Genomic DNA, 19,814 nt, shown 5'->3' on the forward strand with positions numbered 1-19,814 from the left:
GGTCACGGGGGCGGGGCGATCTGGGCGGGGAGGGGTTTGCCGAGCGGGCCGCGCGGGATGCGGTCCACGAGGCGCACCAGGCGGGGTTCGGCGCCGAGGCCGCGCGCGGTGGCGCGTACGCCTTCGGCCGTCAGGGGGCCGCCCCCGGCGACGAGCAGGTCGTACGCCTCCTCGTGCGGCGGTCCGGCGACGCGTACGCAGGCCACGTCCGCCCCGGGGAGGGCCGCGCGCAGCCGGGCGGCGACGGCGCCGAGGTCGTACCGGATGCCGTTGATCCGCACGAGCTGGGCGCGGCGGCCGAGGCGCAGGAACATCCGGTCTCCGAGGCGGCGGACGAGGTCGTCCATCTCGTGCCGGCCGGGCCGGCTGCCGTCGGGCAGGGCGGACAGGCGCGGGCCGGTCACGGTGAGCGGGCCCTCCTCGCCGGTGCGGGGCGCGGCGAAGGCGACGTCGTCGAGCAGGGTCCAGGCGCCGGCCGGGTCCCAGCCGGTGCGGTGGGCGACGGAGCCGGTCTCGGTGGATCCGAGCAGCTCGATCAGGACCGCGCGGGGGTCGGCCCGGAACCGGTGGGCTTCCGGGGGGAGTTCGGCGGAGCTGTGCAGGAAGGTGAGCTGCTCGAAGGAGGCGGTCCAGCGGGGGTAGCGGGCCAGGGTCCGGAAGGTGGCGGGGATGGCGACGACGGCGATCCGCCGGGCCGTGACGGCGGGCGGCGGGCAGTCGGCGGGCCAGAACCACACGGGCAGTCCGGTGACGGCGGGCAGCAGCACGGTGGCGCAGGCCCCGTAGGCGTGCCGGGGCGGGGCGGAGCTGACGATCGCCCCGGGCGCGTACGGGGCCAGCAGGCGGGCGGTCTGCTCGGCGTCGGCGCGCAGCCGGGCCCCGGAGAAGATCCGCCGCACGGGGTCGCCGGTGGCTTCGTCGGACGCCAGGAAGGCGTAGTCCCGGCCGGTGAGCCGCTCCCGGGCGCGGGCGGCTTCGCCGGGGGCCAGCCGGTCCCAGGGCAGGTGCCACGGCCCGGGCACCGCGTCGGCGGCGTCGGCGCCGATGCCGGGGCGCTCCCAGGGGGCGTCGAGGGGCAGGGCGGGGTACGGCGGTTCGAGGGCCATGCGCTCGTCTCCCCCTGTGCGTTCGGGTGCCGGAACGGTGCGGGCGGAGCGGAGCGGCCGCGGCCCGGGGGCCCGCCGGCACACGGGGAGCCCTCAGGGGCACAACGACGGGGCCGCCGCGCGGGACACGGGCGGGGAGGCACCTTCCGCGCCGGCACCACCGGAGCCCGCACGGCTCGAGCCCTCTATCCATGACCTGTGACATGTGAAATATTACCTCCCGCTTCGATCCCCGGGGCACCCGACAGCCGCACTCCACGCACCCAACCCCTCGAAAGGGCCCGTCCGTTGCGCAGACTCGCCTCGGCGGGAGCGGCGATATCCCTCGCCGCCCTCGCCCTCCTGCCCGTCCCCGCCGCCCTCGCGGCCACCGCTCCCCCGCCCGCGCCGCCCCGGACCGTCCACGGCGGGGAACAGGCCGCCTCCCCGCCCCTCGCCCCGCTGGAACTCCAGCGCCAGGCCCTGCGCCGGCAGGCTCTGGAGACCGTCGCGGCCGGCGGCGGCTCCGCCGCCCGGACGGCCGGCCCCCTCCCCCGTACGGTGAAGATAGGCAACCAGTACGTCGAACTCGCCCGGCAGCGCCAGGACAAGGTCTTCGTCATCCTGGCCGAGTTCGGGGACCGGACCGACCCCCGCTTCGGCGGCACCCCCGGACCCCTGCACAACACCATCGGCGAGCCGGCCGCGGACGACAACCACACCCTCTGGCGCAAGGACTTCGACCGGGCCTTCTACCAGCGGCAGTTCTTCTCGGACCAGCCCGGCTCGGCGTCGGTGCGCGCCTACTACAACCTCCAGTCCTCCGGCCGCTACGACATCGACGGCACGGTCACGGACTGGGTCAAGCTCCCTTACAACGAAGCCCGTTACGGCACGGACAGCTGCACCGAGCCGGGCCAGTGCCGCACCAACTGGGACCTGGTGCGCGACTCCACGGCCGCCTGGTACGACGCCGAGCGCGCGAAGGGGCGCACACCGGCCGACATCAAGGCCGAGCTCGCCCCGTACGACGTGTGGGACCGTTACGACGCCGACCACGACGGGAACTTCGACGAACCGGACGGCTACCTCGACCACCTGATCGTCGTCCACGCCGGCAAGGACCAGACCTGGGGCGGCGGCGCCCAGGGCAAGGACGCGATCTGGGCGCACCGCTGGTTCGCGTACTGGAACCAGGCCGGCAGCGCGGGCCCGGAGGGCAACAAGGCGGGGGGCACACCGGTCGGGGACACCGGCATCTGGGCCGGTGACTACCTCACGGGCGGCGAGAACAGCGGCGCCGGCCTCTTCTCCCACGAGTTCGGCCACGACCTCGGCCTGCCGGACCTCTACAGCTCGGACGGCGACAACGGCGTCAACTTCTGGTCGCTGATGTCCTCGGCCTCCTACCTGGGCAAGGGCCCCAACACCACCGGCATGTTCCCCGGCGACCTGGACCCGTGGAGCAAGCTCCAGCTGGGCTGGCTCGACTACACGGAGGCCGACGCCGGCCGCAGGACCCGCGCCACGCTCGGCGTCTCGGGCTACCGGACCGAGGACCCGCAGGCCCTCCTGGTGCACCTGCCGCCCTCCACCACCCGCACCGAACTCACCGACCCCTACGAGGGCACCCGCCAGTGGTGGAGCGGCACGGGCGACTTCATGGACAACACCCTGACCCGCCCGCTGGACCTCACCTCGGGCCCGGCCGCCCTCACGGCCCGCCTCTGGTACGACCTGGAGCAGGACTTCGACTTCCTCACGGCGGAGGCCTCCACCGACGGCGGCAGGACCTGGACCGCCCTGCCGGGCACGGTCAACGGCACCCCCGTCCCGCCGAAGGGCGTCTCGGGCACCTCGGCCGGCTGGACGGAACTCTCGGTCCCCCTGGACCGCTTCGCCGGACACCACGTCCACCTCCGCCTCCGCACCACCTCGGACGGCAACACCCACGGCCGCGGCGTCACCCTGGACGACATCCGCGTCACCCCGGCCGGCGGCGGGGACGCCCTCCTGCGGGACGGCGCGGAACAGGGCGACAACGGCTGGACCCCGGTCAAGTGGACCCGTACGGAAGGCCGCACCGGCACCACCGACCACCCCCGCGCCTACCTCGTGGAGAACCGCCGGCACACGGGCTACGGCTCCCTCCTGAAGTCCGGGCCGTACAACTTCGGCTTCACCGGCGACAAGGTGGAGTTCTACCCGTACCAGCAGGGCGTGCTGATCTGGCTCTGGGACACGGCCTACAGCGACAACACCACCAAGGCCCACCCGGGCAACGGCCTCCTCCTTCCGGTGGACGCCCGCCCGGCCCCCCTGCGCTTCCAGGACGGCGCCCTCCTCAACGCCCGCGCCCAGACCTTCGACGCCCCCTTCTCGACCCGCCCGACCGACCGCGTCACCCTCCACAAGGCGGGCACTCCCCTGACCATCCCCTCCCGCCCGGGCGTCCGCGTCTTCGACGACCGCCACACCGCCTACTGGACCCCGGACCTCCCCCAGCTCGGCGTCAAGGTCCCGGACACGGGCACCCGCATCGAGATCACCAAGGAAACCCCCACCCGCGCCACCCTCCAGCTCACCCCCTCCTCCCCCTGACCCCGCCCTCCCCGGCCCCGACAAGCGGCGGGGCCGCGAACACCCGGCACGCCCGGTCGGAAAGCCGACCGGGCGTGCTGTGTCTGCGGTAGAACTCGCTATCCGATAGCGCGGGCGGTGGCCCAGTCGTCTTCTTCTACGCGCCAGCTGGTGGTGGCGGTGGCCCTGCCTCCGTGGATGAGGTGGAGGGTGCCGTCGTTGCGGGTGGCGTAGAAGTCGGGGATCTGGTCGTTGTTGACGTCGGGGGTGCCTCGCAGGAGGGGCCAGGTGGTGCTGTCCCATCCGGTGGTGGCGTAGGTGAGGTCCTTTCCGTCGGCGGAGTTGACGGCGAGGGCGAGGGAGTTGATGTCGGTGCCGCCGCCGGTGCCGGGCTTGCCCCGGCGCAGGGCCAGGCCGCGGTCGGGGGTGGTGTCGTCGCGGAAGAGGAGGTCGGGGACGTTGTCGCCGGTGATGTCGCGGATGTCGATGATGTCGCGCCTGCTCCAGCTGGTGGCGGACAGCTGGCGGGTTTCGGTGACGGTGGCGCCGCTGTAGCCGGTGAGGATCCACAAGGCGTCGCCGGCGGTGGCGAAGACGTCCTCCATCTTGTCGCCGTTCATGTCGGGGACGACGACGATCTGGGAGAGCGTGGCGGGGTCGGGTGCACCGGGCGGGAGGAGGATTTCGGTGCGGCGGCTGATGTCGAAGCGGCCGTTGCCGTCGCCCTGGTAGACGTAGAGCTTGCCGTCGGGCATGCGGGCGATGAGGTCGGTGATGCCGTCGCCGGGGTACCAGTCGTGGGAGTGCGCGATCAGTGCGCTCTTGCCGGCGGCGTCCTTCCAGTAGCCGGCCGGGACGGGCTTGCCGTTGTCGGTGGCTGCCGGCATCCAGGCGTCGAGGTCACCGATCTGGTCGGCGGGGTAGACGCGCAGGTCGCCTGCCGCGTCGATGGCCAGGAGGTCGGCCTTGCCGTCACCGGTGGTGTCGCCGAGACCGTCGAGGCCGGGGCGGGGGCGGACGTAGAAGGTATAGGTGACGGGGTTGGAGGGGTTGCCGGCTTTGTTGACGACGCGGACGTAGAAGAGGTTGGGTCCGGCGTTGTCCGGATTGACGTCGACGGTCACCGTGTCCGACCCGGCGGCGGGGACGGCCTTCTTGTCGTAGACCGGGTGGTTGAGGGACCACTGGAACTCGGTGATGTCCCCGGGGCTGGTTCCGCCCGCGATGACGGTGATCTTGCCGGGGCCGAGGGTGTTCTTGCTCCACTCGGCGCCGTCGGGGCCGGGAGCGGGGAAGTCCTCGGAGCGGATGGTGGGCGGTGTGGGCTGCGTGTGGTCGACGGTGAAGGCGCACCAGCCGCCACCGCCGGAGTCCATGGGGCCGCTGCCGGACCACTGCCCGTCCCAGTCGATGGCCTGGGCGAGCCAGTACTACGCAGGCGATCAGCCGCCGTAAGTCCGACCCGTACGGCAACCCGCGGGGTACCCAGCCCGGTAACTGGCCCGGAAATCACGGCTTCCTCGGGACCGGCATCGACGACACCAACACCGGCCTCACCCACATCGGCGCGCGCGAGTACGAGGCCACCACCGGCCGGTTCATCCCGTTGACCCGGTCATCGACATCGCAGACCCGCTCCAGATGAACGGATACACCTACTCCGCAGGCAACCCCCTCATGAACGCAGACCCCACCGGTCTGCGCAGCGAAGAATGCGGAACCCTCTACAACTGCGGTTCCAAGGGAACCATTACTTTCAGCAATACGCAGGAAATTACGTACCGAAACGACGACGGCGCCAACCTCGCGAGAACGCAACACGTCAACAACAACCGCGGGGACAGGACATACTCAAGCCGAGTCTGGCTAACGGGAAGGGGCAGCACCAACAACGGCAGCGGCAGTCGATGGGGCGTCGCAAATAAGGGAACTCAGCGTCCCACACCCCTCCAAAAGAGTGCCCCGTTCATCGGGCAGGACGTCATCAAGCCGCTTCCCTACCTGACCCCTATGGCGGCCACTCCACCCCCTTCCAAGGAACACGCATGCCAGATTGATCCACTTCTGAGCTGCAACCCTGAGGATGCAGTCCTGGGAGGAGCAAACGAGGGGCCCTTGACCTTCATCGGGTTCAGCTGGCTGGCTGGCACACTAGGGCCTTCTATGACGTACGGAGAAGACAGTTTCGTAGCTCGGGAGGTGATGCAAAGCGATCTCAGCGCGAAGCATCGAGCCGAAATTGGAGCACTCTACTACGAGCACGGTCAAATGAGTGGGCCATTGACGGCATATTCCATTGGAGGCAAAGACAACGCCGGACAGTCCGATCAGCTGCGGAAAGATCTCACGGCTATGGCAACACAGGATCCCGCCAATGTTTCCACAGCGGTCCTAGGGTCCTATACTGCCAGCTACGAGATCCTTCGCGCCGGCCAGAATGGAGTACAGGCAAGGATTACGATCAGGAATGCGATGACGCTATCCTCGTTTGCGCACGCCTTCACGGGCTACGGAACCCCCTCGGACAAATTCATTCAGAGATGGATCGATAAATCTGGCGTGATGGGAATGATGAGAGGCCAGGACATGACCATTGTGTTCAGAACGGTGATCCCTCGAAACTACAGCTACAAGGGGGTAGGGTGAATAGATCTCGCAAGTTGCTGTGCATCACTCTCCTGCACCTCGCTCTATTTACTCCCGGAGTGGTTGCGTGCGCCACTTTCGAGGACCCGAGCGCTGGATATCCAAAGAACATTCTAATCGAGCAAGCAGCGCTGGCGCGCTCATGGACATCCGACGAGAGCCGAATTACCCTAAACAAAGACGGGACGTTTGAATCCGAGGGACTCGAATTCGAAGCCCTTGAATGTAAACCCAACGGTGCACCTAACCCAGGTAGTGGCACCTGGGGTTCGCTCGAAACCGGACAGGGGAACGTACGAGTCTCGCTCAAATTTAAAGAAAATTGCTTTGGATCACTCTGGACCGGCGAGTTGCAGGGCCACCCGGTGCTTTGGCGTGAGACGAGCTATGAGAAGCACCAGTTCATTGCCCTAAAGTAGACAGCCCCCTCGGCTCACCTCGGCGTTACAGTCGGGGTGAGCCGTCATCACTTCCACACTTGGCACAACTGATACCCGACTCCGAAATTCTGCTGAACAGCACCGTGTAGGCAAAGCCGCTTCCCCCGGCACTCGGACGGCGCGGACAGACGAAGCCGGTGACGATGGTATGCGTCGACTGAACGACGCCTCAAAACCACCGCCCTGACGAGGGACTCCGCAGTCCGCACGGCCTGAACTGCTAGTTTCTGCCGACGCCAGCCTGACAGCCGCAGAAGCCGCGCTGGAACTCCCTGTCGCAGCCGCAGCAGGGGGAAGCACCGTGCACCCGAGCATGGATGCGGCTCGGCACAACTCCGGCCGCCACGCCCTCGGCGTCACCGTGACTCCTACGCGTTCACGGACATCAACCGGCTGACGCAAACCGCGGCCCGCTCCGGGCGGCCGGGGCAGCCGCCGACCCGCTTGGTGGTCCAGGTGCGGTCCGTGCGGCCGCACGGGTCCTCTGGATCGCGTCGGCGCGCAGTGCCCGCCGCTCTTGGCCTGGCCCGGATCGGTCGGGATCGTCGGACCTCTCCTGCCAGGGCGAGCTGGCGGAGCCCTCAGGGCCGCGCGGGCGTAGTCGGCAAGTTGGTACCAGGGTGGTGGGCTTCGGTGAGCGGGGCCAGCAAGGCCAGGTACTGGGGGTCGGCGTCGGCGGGGTCCTCGACGAGCTCGAAGGCGGCTGAGCGAAGCCGCGCGGTGCTCGCGTGGGTCTTACGGCCAGCCGGGCCGCCGAGCTCGTGGTCGCCCGCCAGGTCGGCTCACCCGCCGCGGGCCGCGGTGACGCGCAGCCGCCGGTCCCGGTCCTTCATGTCGACAGCGAGGTCTCGGGACAACTGGCCCCCAGCCACAGGAGCCATGAGCACGATGTCCCTTTCTGGAGACGGAGATTGGCGGACGCGATTCCGGGTGTCCCGGTAGCGGATGGTACGGGGCCACTCGGGCAGACCCGTACAGTACGGACCTGCGAGCGGCCGTGGCAGCACGGGACGTCAGGAGTCCGAGCATGTCAGGCGCCAGGTGACACAGGCATGCGGGCAGTCGCTACACGGTCTTACCCGCACCCAGGCCGCCGCACCCTGTGCCTCGGGGGCGGCCGCAACTCCACGACCACCGAGGTCGAGCCGCGCCGCGGCGTTGATCACCCAGGCCGCTGTCAGGCATCAGCCAACCTGGTAGCTGGACCAACGGAGGTACGCCCATGCTCAGGACTTCTCCCGCCCGGCGGTTGTCGGCGGTACCGGTGGCGGTCTTCGTCGCCGTGGCTGTCGCGGGGATCAGCCCCGCGTACGCGGCGGAGCGCTGCAAGGCGTCGTCCAAGACCATCGACGATCCTGCTTATCACGGCCCTTGGCCAGATAATTGGGACTTCACCGTCAAGGCCTGCGTGACCGAATCCGGGGGGACGATCCGGCACTGGGCGACGATCAGCTGGGACCTGCCTGGGGCCTCCACCAGCCGGGGCCGCATCTTCCATGCCGGCGGTACGAACGTCGAAGTGGCGGCGGTGATCACCAACGGCAGCCTTGCGGTGACGAAGCGCACCGATCTGGCCCGGCGACTCAACAAGGCAGAGGACGGGTCCATCACTCCCGCCTCCTACTCCTCACGCTGGCCCAGCCGTCAGCGCCTCCACACCGACGTGATCCTTTTCCTTGACTGGGTCGACGACGGCAAGGGCCTCCAGAAGCTTCGCTTCACTCCCTCCCCCTCCCTCCCGGGCTCGGCGCGGTAGTTTTCCCTCGAGTCACATCGGCCGTCGCTTCACCGCAGGATCACACCTGTCCCGAGCGCGTTCCCGACGGGCTGCGTTCCTCCCCTGACTCGCGCGGAGGCGGCGGAATCGATCCCCGCACGGCGACCGCCCGTCCCGTCCGCGTGACCCCTCGTAAGGTGCGTCGTAGTGATCACCGGTGACGGGGGCGGGCGCGCATGGGGGACGAGCGGGAGCGCCGAAGCGGGATCATGGAGTGCTGGCGGGCGGGCTGTCCAGTCCAGAAGGTGCCCCTCCTGTCCGTGCGGGCGCGGGTGTACGCCGCCAAGCCGCGCCGATGCCGTGGAAGGCCGGGCATCCATTGCGGACCGCAGCTCTGGAGCCCGGGTACGGACGGCAGCACGTCGTATACGGCTCACATTCGCGCTCAGCGCAGTGCGCGACACCCTGCTCGCTGTCTTCGGCGAGAGCGGCGAGGACCACGACGGCCACATTGGTGGCAAGACCGCGCTGTTCGCGTTGCCCGTCACCGACGAGGGCCGACTGCTGCTCGACTCCCCCGTCTTGTCCTCCTCCGCCTGGGCCACCGGGCGCACCCTCGCCCCCGGCCCGAACAGCCGCCGCTGACCCGACGGTTTCGACGAGGAGGTGGAGGCCTGGGTGGCGCTGGCCGGGGCGCTCAGCGACTCCGGCGGTGACCCGAGCCCTCGTAAGGCGACGCCGATGACGAGGACTTCCCCATCGGGACAGGCGGATCGGCGCCGAGCGCCTGCTGGAGTTCACCACCGAACTGGTTTCTGGCCGCACTCTCCCCCTCCGGGTCCGCGTCCGCAGCGTCCCTGTCCGGTTGGACCACGCGGGCGACGACCGACCAACAGGATTTCCTCAACAGTTTCATCGTCGCCGACCTGGAGCGGGTCGCGGCGGAGCTCGCCCGGCGCGGGCCTCACCTCCTACCCCACCCCCGACGCCATCTTCGACACAGCCTCCGCGTCGACCTGCGCCTGCACCCTGGGGTCGCGCTCGCCGATGTCGCCCTCGGCCGGCCGCTGGCCCGCCGAGGCACGTTATTACCCTTTGACCGTCTTGCCACATTTCAGCGCGGCACGGTTTTGATGCACGGGGCACCTGGTGAAGGCCGGCACCGGCGGGGGTTCTGTGAGGGCGGACACGTCGTGTCGGGGAACGCGCGGCGGGGGAACGGCGTTGGGGGTGGGGTGGCGGTGGCGAGGGGTGGGAGCGGGGTATGACGGGCAGGGTCGTGCGGGTGTGCGTGCTGGCCGGGGTCGGCTGTGCGCTGGTCGCCGCCGGGGTGGCCTTCGGGATCGGCCGGTTCGGGACCGTCGCCGACGGGGACGCCGGCCGCGGGAGCTACGCGCAGGACCGGCGGCAGGCGGACGAGGCGGCCGCGAAGGTGCTGGAGACGCTCGTCGAGGGCGGCGGGGAGCGGCGGGCGCCGGCCGGGGCCGTGTGGCGGGTGTCCGAGCCGCTGCGGGCGCGGACCGCCGAGCCGGAGCCGGCGATCGGGGCGCTCTTCTCCCCCGGCCTGGACTGGGACGACGAGCACCACTGTTCGGGGAGCGTCGTCCACTCGCCCGGCGGGGACCTCGTCGTCACCGCCGCGCACTGCGTGTACGCCGGCGGGTTCCGGACCAACCTGGCCTTCGTGCCCGGGTACGCGGAGGGGAAGGCGCCGTTCGGGGTGTGGGTGCCGACGCGGATCGACGTCGATCCGCGGTGGGTGCGGTCCGCGGACCCCGATTACGACGTGGCGTTCGTCCGGGTGCGCCGGCCCGGGCATCCCGGGCAGCGGCTGGAGGACGTCACGGGGGCGCACGCCATCCGCTTCGGGCAGCAGCTGCCCGCCCCCGCGCGGCTGGTGGGCTACCCCAACGACGCCGAGCAGCCGCTGGGGTGTGCCAACACGGCCGTCGCCGCCGGGTCCGCGCAGCTGCGGCTGGACTGCGCGGACGTGCCCAACGGCACCAGTGGCGGCCCCGTCCTGACCGGAGCGGACACCCTGATCGGGGTGATCGGCGGCCGCGATGGAGGCGGGGACGAGGTGACGTCGTACAGCAGTTACTTCGGGGACGGCGTGCGGGAACTGTACAAGCGGGCCGCGCGGGGTTAGGCCGTCTCTTCCGGATCTTGCCGGTCAAGCCCGCGTCGTCCGGTGCCGTGCACCGCAAGGCGGAGAGGCTCCCGATGACCGGACGTCCTCGGGTGCCTCGACAACGCGGCGAGGTGCGGTGCCGGGCGACGCGGGTCAGGCAAGATCCGAAAGAGACGGCCTAAGCCTCCTCGTGGTGCGCCGGGTAGTCCGCCGTGGTGCGGGGTGAGGTGGGCAGGCGCCACTTCGACAGGACGCGGAGCACCGTGCCCGGGGCGAGGAGGGTGGTCGGCGGGGCGGAGAGGGAGAGCACGCCGAAGAAGGGCGCCGAGATCGCCGGGTCGGTGTTCGCGCCCGCCATGACGCGGGACATGTACGCCTGGAGGACGCGGGTCGCCCGGTCGGGCGGCGGGCCCTCGGTGCCGGGGTAGCGCAGGTCCTCGCTGGTGGCGATCTGCCAGGCGACGTTGGCGGCGGTGACGGTGTGCCGCTGGACGCGCCGGGCCTGCGCCGGGATCTGGGCGGTGGTCAGGCCCTTGACGGCGTCGCCCAGGGCCTGGGCGGTGAGGGCGGCGACGGTCATGCCGTGCCCGTAGACCGGGTTGAAGCGGCAGGCCGCGTCGCCGACGACCAGGAGGCCCTCGGGCCAGCGGTCCATGCGTTCGTAGTGCCGCCATTCGTTGGCGGTGGCCCGGAAGCCGGCGGGCGGGCCCAGCGGCTCGGCGTCGCGGATGGCGTCGTAGAGGGCGGGGCTGCGCAGGCTGCGGGCGAAGGCGAGGAACTCGGGGTCCTTCGTGGGCGGGGCGTGCTCGCCGTTGCCGATCAGGGTGACCAGCCAGCGGTCCCCTTCCAGCGGCACCAGCACTCCCCCGCGCGGGCTGTCCGGGCGGCCCTGTACGTACATCCCGTGCCAGCGGCGTTCCGTACTGTCCCGGGCGGCCTTGGGGATGGCGTACGGGCGGCTGGAGTAGCCGAGGTGGGAGTCGTAGCGGGTGACCGCCGGGGCGGGGTAGCCGAGGGCGGCCAGCCAGGCGGGGGCCTTGGAGGTGCGGCCGGTGGCGTCGACCACGAGCGCGGCGGTGAGGCGGGCACCGTCGCGCAGGGTCACGCCGGTCACGGAGCGGCCGTCCGCCCCGCCGACCAGTCCGGTGGCGAGCCGGCCGCCCAGGATCCGGATCCGGCCGTCGCGCAGCACGGCGCGGCGCAGGGTCCAGTCGAGGAGTTCGCGGCTGCCGATCAGCATGCCCGCCCCGGGCACGGGCCGGAACCAGTCGGCGGGGCTCAGCCACAGGAAGTCGCGCGGCGACTCCAGCAGGGCGGCGCCGGCCCCCATCAGCTCGGCGGTGGTGCCGGGCAGCAGTTGCTCCATCAGCTCGACGCCCCGCGCCCACAGCACGTGCGCGTGCCGGGACTGCGGCAGGCCGGGGCGGAACTCCGGTCCGTGCGGCGACAGTTCGTCCCGCTCGACGACGGTGACGCGGGCGAACCGCCCCGCCAGGACCCGTGCCGCCAGCAGCCCTGCCAGGCCGGCCCCGAGGACCACGGCGTGGTCCCCGGGGGATTCTGAGTGGTTGTCCGGAGTGTCGTCCATGGGACGAGTGTCCGGCCGCCGGGGCGGCGGGGGTCAGGCCCGGGCCGGGGCGGACGGTTGCGTACCGGGGCGTGGCGGGGGCGCGGACGGGGCGGCCGGGGGCGCGCCCGGAGCGCGCCCGGGCCGGTACGTCACCCCGTCGGCCGCGGCGGGACGGGCTTGGCCTGCGGGGCGGGGGTCACGGGGCAGGGGCGCACGCCGCGGCTCACGGCTCCGCGCGGGCGCCGCCGGGCACGCCCGGAGCGCGGCGCGCACCGCGCGCACGGCGTGCCGTCAGCGCGGCAGGGACGCGTACGAGACCCCCGTGAGCTTCTCGGAGACCACCCACAGCCGTGCGCCGGAGGCGTCGTCGAGGGTCCACTTGGCCCGCCAGGAGCGTACGGGCGCCCCGCGCCAGCCGAGCCTCGGCCCGTAGAACCCGTCCTGTTCCACCCCGGGCGCGGTGGCCGCGTAGAGGGTGGGCAGCGCGCCGGCGGAGGCGGGCTGCGCGAGGACCGCGTTGCCGAGGGCCATGACGCTCGCGGCGAAGGTGCGGCGGCCTCCCGGGCGGGAGGCTCCGGCGTGGAGGTTCGTGGAGGCGTATCCGGGGTGCGCGGCGACCGCGGTGACCGTCGCGCCGGCGGCGGTGAAGCGGCGGGCCAGTTCGTGGGTGAACAACAGGTTGGCGGTCTTGGAGCGGCCGTAGGCGGTCCAGCGGCGGTACGAGGACTCTTCCCGGAGGGGGTCGAGGTCGTCGAGGTCGATGTCGGCCAGGGCGTGGAAACCGCTGGAGACGTTGACGACGCGGGCTCCGGGCGCGGCCGCCCGCAGCCTCGGCAGCAGCAGGCCGGTCAGGGCGAAGTGCCCGAGGTGGTTGACGCCGAACTGCGTCTCGAAGCCGTCGGCGGTGCGCCCGTACGGCAGGGCCATCACCCCGGCGTTGTTGACCAGGAGGTCGAGGGTGCCGTGGCGCCGGGCGTACTCCCGCGCGAACTCCCTCACCGAGCCCAGGTCCGCGAGGTCCAGGTCCGCCGGCTCGACCTCGGCTCCCGGGACCTCCGCGCGGATCCGGGCCGCTGCTCCGCGCCCGCGCGCGGCACTGCGGCAGGCCAGCACCACGGCCGCCCCGCGCCGTGCGAGTTCGCGGGCGGTGACGTACCCGATCCCGCTGTTGGCCCCGGTCACGACGGCCTTCCGGCCGCTCTGATCGGGTATGCGCGTAGCGTCCCAGCCGGTCACGGCGACTCCCTCGACAGTTCCCGCACGTCCCTTCCCGGCCACCCTACTCAGGCCCGCGGCCGGGGCCCGGGTCCGCCCGGCCCGGGTCCGCCCGGCCCGTCGCCGTGGCCGTGGACGTGGACGTCGCCGTCGCCGCCGAGACGAGTACGTCCCCGGCCGCGACCCGGCTGTAGAGCACCGTGCGGCCCGTGCGCCGGCGCAGGACCAGCCCCGCCGCCAGCAGCACCTTCAGCTGCCCGGCCACCGCGCCCAGGCTGAGCCCGGTCAGCGCCACCAGCTGCGTCGTGGACTTCGGGCTCTCCAGCAGCACCAGCACCCGCGCCCGTACCGGGCCCAGCAGCCGTACGAGGGCCTGCGGCGCGGCGGGCCCGGGACCCGGCTGGGTGAGCTGGCCCGCGCACGGGTACACGAGCGCGTGCCGGTGCGCACCGGTCCAGGCGACCCAGCCGTGGGCATGGGTCACCGGTACGAAGACCAGCCCGGCCGCCCCCGACAGCTCGCGCGGCCGCCGCTGCTGGAGGTTGACGCGCAGCCGCCCCCCGCCCAGCCACGCCATGCCGGGCCGCATCCCCGACAGGGCGGCCGCCCAGCCGCCCTGTCCGAGCTGCGCGGTGCGCACCAGGACGTCCGCCTCCGCGATCCGGCGGCGCCGCTCCCAGTCCGGGCGTACGGCCTCCTCCCAGACCCACTCCAGCAGTCCGGCCGTCCTGGGGCCGAGGCCGCGCACCCGGTCGAGGCCCTCGGGGAGCCGTCCGGTGGCGGCGCGCAGGTCGGTACGGACGACCGCGTCCGGGGCGGCGCGGACGGGAGCGAGCTCCTCGGCGAAGGTACGGCCGTCCTGGTGGGCCGGCGGGGTGAGGTACCCGGCGATCCACAGCCGGCCGAGGGCGGCGCGCACCAGGGCGGCGGTGAGGGGCTCGGCGGCCAGGTGGGCCCGGTAGTGCGGCAGCCGGTCCGCGAGCCAGGCCCGCTCGGCGGGGTGGGCGGGGGTGCGGCGCTCGAGGGCCATGAGGGCGGCGGTGGTCTCGGCGAGGGGGGACACCAGGAACCGGCTCCGCGCGAGCGCGTCGGCATCGATCCGCCACCACCCCATACCGCCCCGCCCCTTCCGCCCCAGCCGGGCCGCGGCTCCCTCCGGCGGCACTGACCTGATCATGCCGCACCCCTGGCCGGGGGTGGGGGGCCTCGGCTACTGGCTCTCCCGGTAGTTCATGAACCAGTGGGTGTCGAAGTAGCGGGCCATCGTGAACGGGTGGTGCGGGTCGAGGAGGATGCGACAGACGAACTCCGCGGCCGAACAGTCGAAGGGGACGACCTGGCCGTCGAATGTCCGGACCGCGACGGGCCAGCGGTCGGGGTCGCCGTCGTCGGTCCGCCAGCAGTACAGGTCCTCGTGCTCGGTACCCGCCCAGATGAGCAGGCCGTCCTCCCTCAGGTCGGACCACGGCTCCTGGTTCAGGTTCAGGTAGGCGTCGAAGGCGCCCTCCCCGAACGTCTCCACCATGCGTGTGTAGTCCCCGGGAAGGCGCGTGCCCAGGCGCGCCTCGGCCTGCGCCCAGTCGATGTCCGGCCGTCGCGGCGGCAGTGTCCAGCCGGTGATGCCGATGAGCCGCTCGACCCAGTCCTCGCCCTGGTCGAGCGCCGCCACAGGCGCCTTGGCCCGCGGCGCCTGCGTCTGCGTCTGCGTCTGCCGCGGAGCGGTCGCCAGCACCGGCCGGACGACGCCTTCCGCGTCCCGCGCGGTCCCGGCGCCGATCCACCGGTCCCCGTACGCCCATGCGCGTATCGTCACGGCCCGGCCTTCGAGCAGGGCGAGGAGAGCCGCACCGCAGGACTCGTCCACGGTCGGGTCCGTGAAGCCGTCCAGGACAAGGGTGCGCGGGGCCCCGTGGCGATCGGCCATCAACTCGACCAGCCTGTGCGGGTCGACGTCCAGAGGCAGGTGCAGAGACCCGCCCGGGGCGGCGAGCCGGGCCAGCAGGTCGCTGAGCGTCGATTGCGTGAGGTCCATGGCGGAAAGTGAAGCGCACCGCTCGGACATCCGACCCGCACGCAGACGCATCTGACGTCATCCGGGCGGGCGGGGGACATCAGAGGCAGCGGAAGCCGCGGCCGCGGCCGCCGCGGCGAGCTTTCGCGCCGGGGCGAAACTCTGGGTGATGCCGGGTTCCGGTCGCAGACTCCCCGCATGCCACGCAGTTACCGCTCCCTCGTCGTGCGTACGCCCGAGTTCGTCCCCTTCTTCCTCGCCGCCGCCCTGCGCGTCGGGGCCTCCACCACCGGCGGGCTCGCCCTCGGGGTGCTGGTCTACGGCCGCACCCGCAGCCCGCTGCTCTCCGCCCTCGCCATGTTCGGGCCCTCCCTCGCCCAGGTGCTCGGCGCGACGCTGCTCATGGCCGCCGCCGACCGGCTGCCCCCGCGGGCCGCGCTCGCGGGGCTCGCCGCCTCCGCCGCCGCCGGGACCGGGCTGCTCGCCGCCCCCGGCCTGCCGCTGTGGGCGGTGTTCGCGGTGCTGCTGGGGCAGGGGCTCGCGGATTCCCTCTCCGGCGGGGTCCGTTACGGGCTGCTCACCGAAATCCTGCTGCCCGGTGACTACCTCCTCGGCCGCTCCCTCCTCGCCGTCGCCGCCGGTGTCACGCAGGTCGCCGGCTTCGCCGCCGGCGGGGTGCTGCTCGGCGCGCTGTCCCCGCGCGGGGTGCTGCTGGTGTCGGCGGCGCTCGGGCTGGCCGCCGCGCTCACCGTCCGCTTCGGGCTGCGCCGGCGCGCGCCCCGGGCCGGGGGCAGGCCGTCCCCCGCCGAGACCCGGCGCGTGAACGGGCTGTTGCTGTCCGATCCGGCCCGCCGGACGCTGTACCTCGCCCTCTGGGTGCCCAACGGGCTCATCGTGGGCTGCGAGTCGCTCTTCGTCCCGTACGACCCCGGGCACGCCGGACTGCTCTTCGGCTGCGCCGCCGCCGGCATGCTCCTCGGCGACACCGTCGTCGGCCGGTGGCTGCCGGAGCGGCTGCGGGTACGGCTGGCGGCGCCGCTGCGCCTGCTGCTCGCGCTCCCGTACCTGGTCTTCGCCCTGGGGCCCGGTCCCCTCGTCGCGGCGGCCGCCGTGGCCCTGGCCTCCACCGGCTACGCGGCCGGGCTGCTGATGCAGGAGCGCCTCGTGCCGCTGCTGCCCGAGGGGACCCAGGGGCAGGCCCTGGGGCTGCACTCGGCGGGCATGCTCACGATGCAGGGGGTCTGCGCGGCGCTCGCCGGGGCGGTCGCCCAGTACACGTCCCCGGCGGTCGCCATCACCGTCCTGGCGGCCGCGTCCGTCGCGGTCACCCTGGCACTGGAGCCGGGCCTGCGCCCCGCTAAGCTGCGGGTCCGTCCGCCGCATTCCCCTTCTCCCGTTCCCCGAGGTACCGCGCAGTGAGCTCCGCAGCACCCCCCGTACCGGTGACGGTCGTCGGCGTCGGCGCCGACGGCTGGGCCGGGCTCACCGCCGGCGCGCGGTCCGCGCTGGCCTCGGCCGAGGTGCTGATCGGCGGGCCGCGGCAGCTGGACCTGCTGCCGCGGGCGGACTGCGCCGGGCTGCGGGTGTCCTGGCCGAGCCCGCTGCGCCCGGCCGTGCCGAAGCTGATGGCCGAGCACGCGGGGCGCCGCATCGCCGTACTGGCCAGCGGGGACCCGATGTTCTACGGGATCGGCCGCGCGCTGTCCGAGGAGCTGGGCCCGGACGCCCTGCGGGTCCACCCGCACCCCTCGTCCGTGTCGTACGCGTGTGCCCGCCTGGGCTGGCCGGTGGAGGACACCGAGGTGGTGACCGTCGTCGGCCGCCCGGTGGCCCGGCTGGCGGCCGCGCTGCACGAGGGCCGGCGGGTACTGGTGCTCAGCGCCGGAGCGGCGACCCCGGACGAGATCGCCGCCCTGCTGCGGGAGCGGGGCTTCGGCCCGAGCCGGATGCGGGTCCTCGAACAGCTCGGCTCCGAGCGCGAGGACGCGTACGAGGGCACCGCGGACGACTGGGACCACGCGCCCGGCGACCCCCTGAACGTGGTCGCCGTGGACTGCCGCCGGGACCCCGGCAGCCGGGTGCCCCGGCTCGGCGCGACCCCCGGACTGCCGGACGCCGCGTACGAGCACGACGGGCAGCTGACCAAGCGCCACGTGCGCGCCGCGACCCTGTGCGCGCTGGCCCCCGCCCCCGGCGAGCTGCTGTGGGACATCGGCGGCGGCTCCGGGTCGATCGGCATCGAGTGGATGCGTACGCACCCGTCCTGCCGCGCGGTGGCGGTCGAGCGCGTGCCGGAGCGGGCCGGGCGCATCGCCCGCAACGCCGCCGCGCTCGGCGTCCCCGCCCTGCGCGTGGTCGTCGGCGCGGCCCCGGCGGCCCTGGACGGACTCCCGGAGCCCGACGCGGTGTTCATCGGCGGCGGGCTGACCGCTCCGGGCCTGCTGGACGCGGCCTGGGCGGCGCTGGCGCCCGGCGGCCGGCTGGTGGTCAACACGGTCACCCTGGAGTCGGAGGCGGTCCTCGCCGAACGCCACCGGCGCCACGGCGGCGAGCTGGTGAAGCTGGCCGTGTCGCACGCCGTGCCGGTCGGCGGTTTCACGGGCTGGCGGCAGGCGATGCCGGTCACCCAGTGGTCGGTCACCAAACCGGCCGCACCCGCCGGCGCCACCGCCGGGACCGCGCCCGCCGGCGCCACCGCCGGGACCGCACCCGCCGAGACCGCCGCCGACACCGCGTCCACCGGCCCCGGCGCCGGGACCGCGCCCGCCCCCCGGACCGCGCCCGCGACGGCGGCCCCCTCCCCCGCGAAGACACAAGGAGACCCGCAATGACCGTGTACTTCATCGGCGCGGGCCCCGGCGCCGCCGACCTGATCACGGTGCGCGGTGCCCGGACCCTGGCCGCCGCGCCCGTCTGCCTCTACGCGGGCAGCCTGGTGCCGCGCGAACTGCTCGCCGAATGCCCGCCGGACGCCCGGCTGGTCGACACCTCGCAGCTGAACCTGGACGAGATCGTCGCCGAGTGCGTACGCGCCCACGCGGCGGGCCTCGACGTGGCACGCCTGCACTCGGGCGACCCGTCCATCTTCAGCGCGGTCGCCGAACAGATGCGGCGCCTCGACGCGGCCGGCATCCCGTACGAGGTCGTCCCGGGCGTGCCGGCCTTCGCCGCGGCGGCGGCCGCCCTGAAGCGGGAGCTGACCGTCCCCACCGTCGGCCAGACCGTGATCCTGACCCGGATCGCCCAGCAGGCCACGCCGATGCCGCCCGGCGAGGACCTGGCCACGCTCGGCCGCAGCGGTGCGCTGCTGGTGCTGCACCTGGCGACCCGGTACGTCGACCGGGTCGTGGACGAACTGCTGCCGCACTACGGGGCCGAGTGCCCGGTGGCGGTGGTGGCGATGGCCAGCCGCCCCGACGAGCTGATCCTGCGCGGCACCCTGTCCGACATCGCGGCGCAGGTGAAGGCGGCGGGGCTGGTGCGCACCGCCGTGATCGTGGTGGGCCGGACGCTGGGCGCCGAGCAGTTCCGCGACAGCCACCTGTACTCGCCCGAGCGCGACCGGCATGTCTGCTGAGGCGGCGGCGCGGCACGTCCTGATCCTGGGCGGTACGACGGAGGCCCGCCGGCTGGCGGAGGCGCTGGCGCGCGAGACCTCGTACCGGGTGACGACCTCGCTCGCGGGCCGGGTCTCCTCGCCGGTGCTGCCGCCGGGCGAGACCCGGATCGGCGGCTTCGGCGGGGTCGAGGGGCTGGCCGGCTGGATCGCCGGGCACGGCGTCACGCACGTCGTCGACGCGACGCACCCGTTCGCGGAGCGGATGAGCTTCCACGCGGCCGGGGCGCAGGCGCTCACGGGTGTCCCGCTGCTGGCGCTGCGCCGTCCGGGCTGGACGCCGGGGCCGGGGGACGACTGGACGTTCGCCGACTCCCTCGCCGACGCGGCGGCCCTGCTGCCCCCGCTCGGTGAGCGGGTGTTCCTGACCACGGGCCGGATGGGGCTGCACGCGTTCGCCCACCTCACCGACACCTGGTTCCTGGTGCGTTCGGTGGATCCCCCGGCCGCCCCGGTGCCGCCGCGTCTGGAAGTCCTGCTCGCGCGGGGCCCGTTCGGGCTGGACGAGGAGCGCGAGCTGCTGGCCCGGCACCGGATCGACGTGCTGGTCACCAAGGACAGCGGCGGCGACGCGACGTCGCCCAAGCTCACCGCCGCCCGCGAGGCGGGGATCCCGGTGCTGGTCGTACGCCGGCCCGCGGTCCCGGAGCGGGTGGAGCGGGCCGGTTCGGTGGAGGCCGTCATGGACTGGCTCCGCCAGGGCTGAGCCCGGACCCGGCAGCCGGGGCCGGAGCCGTCCGTTCCGCCGGAGCCGTCCGTTCCGCCGGGGCCGTCCGTTCCGCCGGGGCCGGACCCAACCAGGA

The 19,814-nt window shown here is 73.2% G+C and carries 15 protein-coding genes and 1 pseudogene; 9 read left to right on the top strand and 7 right to left on the bottom strand.

Translation table 11 applies throughout. From position 1 onward, the window contains the following. Positions 1-2 precede the first annotated feature (2 nt). The gene (locus tag ACZ514_RS29930) at positions 3-1,106 is read right to left on the bottom strand and encodes a class I adenylate-forming enzyme family protein (protein WP_469126140.1); all 1,104 of its coding nucleotides are present in this window, start codon (positions 1,104-1,106) and stop codon (positions 3-5) included. Between the two features lie 288 nt (positions 1,107-1,394). Here ACZ514_RS29930 and ACZ514_RS29935 point away from each other — a divergent pair, with 288 nt between their 5' ends. Then, on the top strand, positions 1,395-3,686 hold the full coding sequence (locus ACZ514_RS29935; RefSeq protein ID WP_469126141.1) for an immune inhibitor A domain-containing protein: 2,292 nt from the start codon (positions 1,395-1,397) through the stop codon (positions 3,684-3,686). Between the two features lie 98 nt (positions 3,687-3,784). Here the strand turns inward: ACZ514_RS29935 and ACZ514_RS29940 are convergent, their stop codons facing one another. Then, entirely contained in the window at positions 3,785-5,041 is a 1,257-nt protein-coding gene (locus ACZ514_RS29940; RefSeq protein WP_469126142.1) for a hypothetical protein, read from the bottom strand. Between the two features lie 265 nt (positions 5,042-5,306). Between ACZ514_RS29940 and ACZ514_RS29945 the strand changes: the two genes are divergently transcribed. Beyond that, the gene (locus tag ACZ514_RS29945) at positions 5,307-6,311 is read left to right on the top strand and encodes a hypothetical protein (RefSeq protein ID WP_469126143.1); all 1,005 of its coding nucleotides are present in this window, start codon (positions 5,307-5,309) and stop codon (positions 6,309-6,311) included. Between the two features lie 1,021 nt (positions 6,312-7,332). Here the strand turns inward: ACZ514_RS29945 and ACZ514_RS29950 are convergent. Further along, positions 7,333-7,632, bottom strand: a pseudogene (locus tag ACZ514_RS29950) (DUF6354 family protein). A gap of 341 nt (positions 7,633-7,973) precedes the next feature. Between ACZ514_RS29950 and ACZ514_RS29955 the strand changes: the two are divergent. The 3 genes from ACZ514_RS29955 (at position 7,974) to ACZ514_RS29965 (ending at position 10,617) form a co-directional block, all read left to right on the top strand. Further along, a complete protein-coding gene (locus ACZ514_RS29955; RefSeq protein WP_469126144.1) occupies positions 7,974-8,507 on the top strand; it encodes a hypothetical protein in 534 nt (177 codons plus the stop codon). Between the two features lie 414 nt (positions 8,508-8,921). After that, positions 8,922-9,113: a hypothetical protein gene (locus tag ACZ514_RS29960; protein WP_469126145.1), complete on the top strand. Its 192-nt coding sequence runs from the start codon at positions 8,922-8,924 to the stop codon at positions 9,111-9,113. 619 nt (positions 9,114-9,732) lie between these two features. Then, positions 9,733-10,617: a trypsin-like serine peptidase gene (locus ACZ514_RS29965; RefSeq protein ID WP_469126146.1), complete on the top strand. Its 885-nt coding sequence runs from the start codon at positions 9,733-9,735 to the stop codon at positions 10,615-10,617. Between the two features lie 160 nt (positions 10,618-10,777). Here the strand turns inward: ACZ514_RS29965 and ACZ514_RS29970 are convergent, their stop codons facing one another. From ACZ514_RS29970 to ACZ514_RS29985, 4 genes are all read right to left on the bottom strand, one after another. Then, positions 10,778-12,187 carry an NAD(P)/FAD-dependent oxidoreductase gene (locus tag ACZ514_RS29970; RefSeq protein WP_469126147.1) on the bottom strand — a complete coding sequence of 470 codons (1,410 nt, stop codon included), beginning with the start codon at positions 12,185-12,187 and terminating at the stop codon, positions 10,778-10,780. Between the two features lie 273 nt (positions 12,188-12,460). After that, a complete protein-coding gene (locus tag ACZ514_RS29975) occupies positions 12,461-13,405 on the bottom strand; it encodes an oxidoreductase (protein WP_469126148.1) in 945 nt (314 codons plus the stop codon). Between the two features lie 43 nt (positions 13,406-13,448). After that, positions 13,449-14,498, bottom strand: coding sequence for an ArsR family transcriptional regulator (locus tag ACZ514_RS29980; RefSeq protein ID WP_469126162.1), 1,050 nt, complete (start codon positions 14,496-14,498; stop codon positions 13,449-13,451). A gap of 96 nt (positions 14,499-14,594) precedes the next feature. Beyond that, positions 14,595-15,416: an SMI1/KNR4 family protein gene (locus ACZ514_RS29985; RefSeq protein ID WP_469126149.1), complete on the bottom strand. Its 822-nt coding sequence runs from the start codon at positions 15,414-15,416 to the stop codon at positions 14,595-14,597. 177 nt (positions 15,417-15,593) lie between these two features. On the opposite strand from ACZ514_RS29985, the gene ACZ514_RS29990 reads away from it, so the two are divergent. Genes ACZ514_RS29990 through ACZ514_RS30005 form a run of 4 tightly spaced genes read left to right on the top strand, consistent with a single transcriptional unit; the run spans position 15,594 to position 19,717 of the window. Beyond that, positions 15,594-16,814: an MFS transporter gene (locus ACZ514_RS29990; protein ID WP_469126150.1), complete on the top strand. Its 1,221-nt coding sequence runs from the start codon at positions 15,594-15,596 to the stop codon at positions 16,812-16,814. Beyond that, entirely contained in the window at positions 16,811-18,226 is a 1,416-nt protein-coding gene (gene cbiE / locus ACZ514_RS29995) for a precorrin-6y C5,15-methyltransferase (decarboxylating) subunit CbiE (protein ID WP_469126151.1), read from the top strand. Before ACZ514_RS29990 ends, cbiE begins: the two co-directional genes overlap by 4 nt. Beyond that, on the top strand, positions 18,223-18,972 hold the full coding sequence (gene cobM, locus ACZ514_RS30000) for a precorrin-4 C(11)-methyltransferase (protein WP_468175603.1): 750 nt from the start codon (positions 18,223-18,225) through the stop codon (positions 18,970-18,972). Before cbiE ends, cobM begins: the two co-directional genes overlap by 4 nt. Then, the gene (locus tag ACZ514_RS30005) at positions 18,962-19,717 is read left to right on the top strand and encodes a cobalt-precorrin-6A reductase (protein WP_469126152.1); all 756 of its coding nucleotides are present in this window, start codon (positions 18,962-18,964) and stop codon (positions 19,715-19,717) included. Before cobM ends, ACZ514_RS30005 begins: the two co-directional genes overlap by 11 nt. The last annotated feature ends 97 nt before the right edge of the window (positions 19,718-19,814 follow it).

It is taken from the genome of Streptomyces sp. NPDC034086 (genome assembly GCF_055575515.1).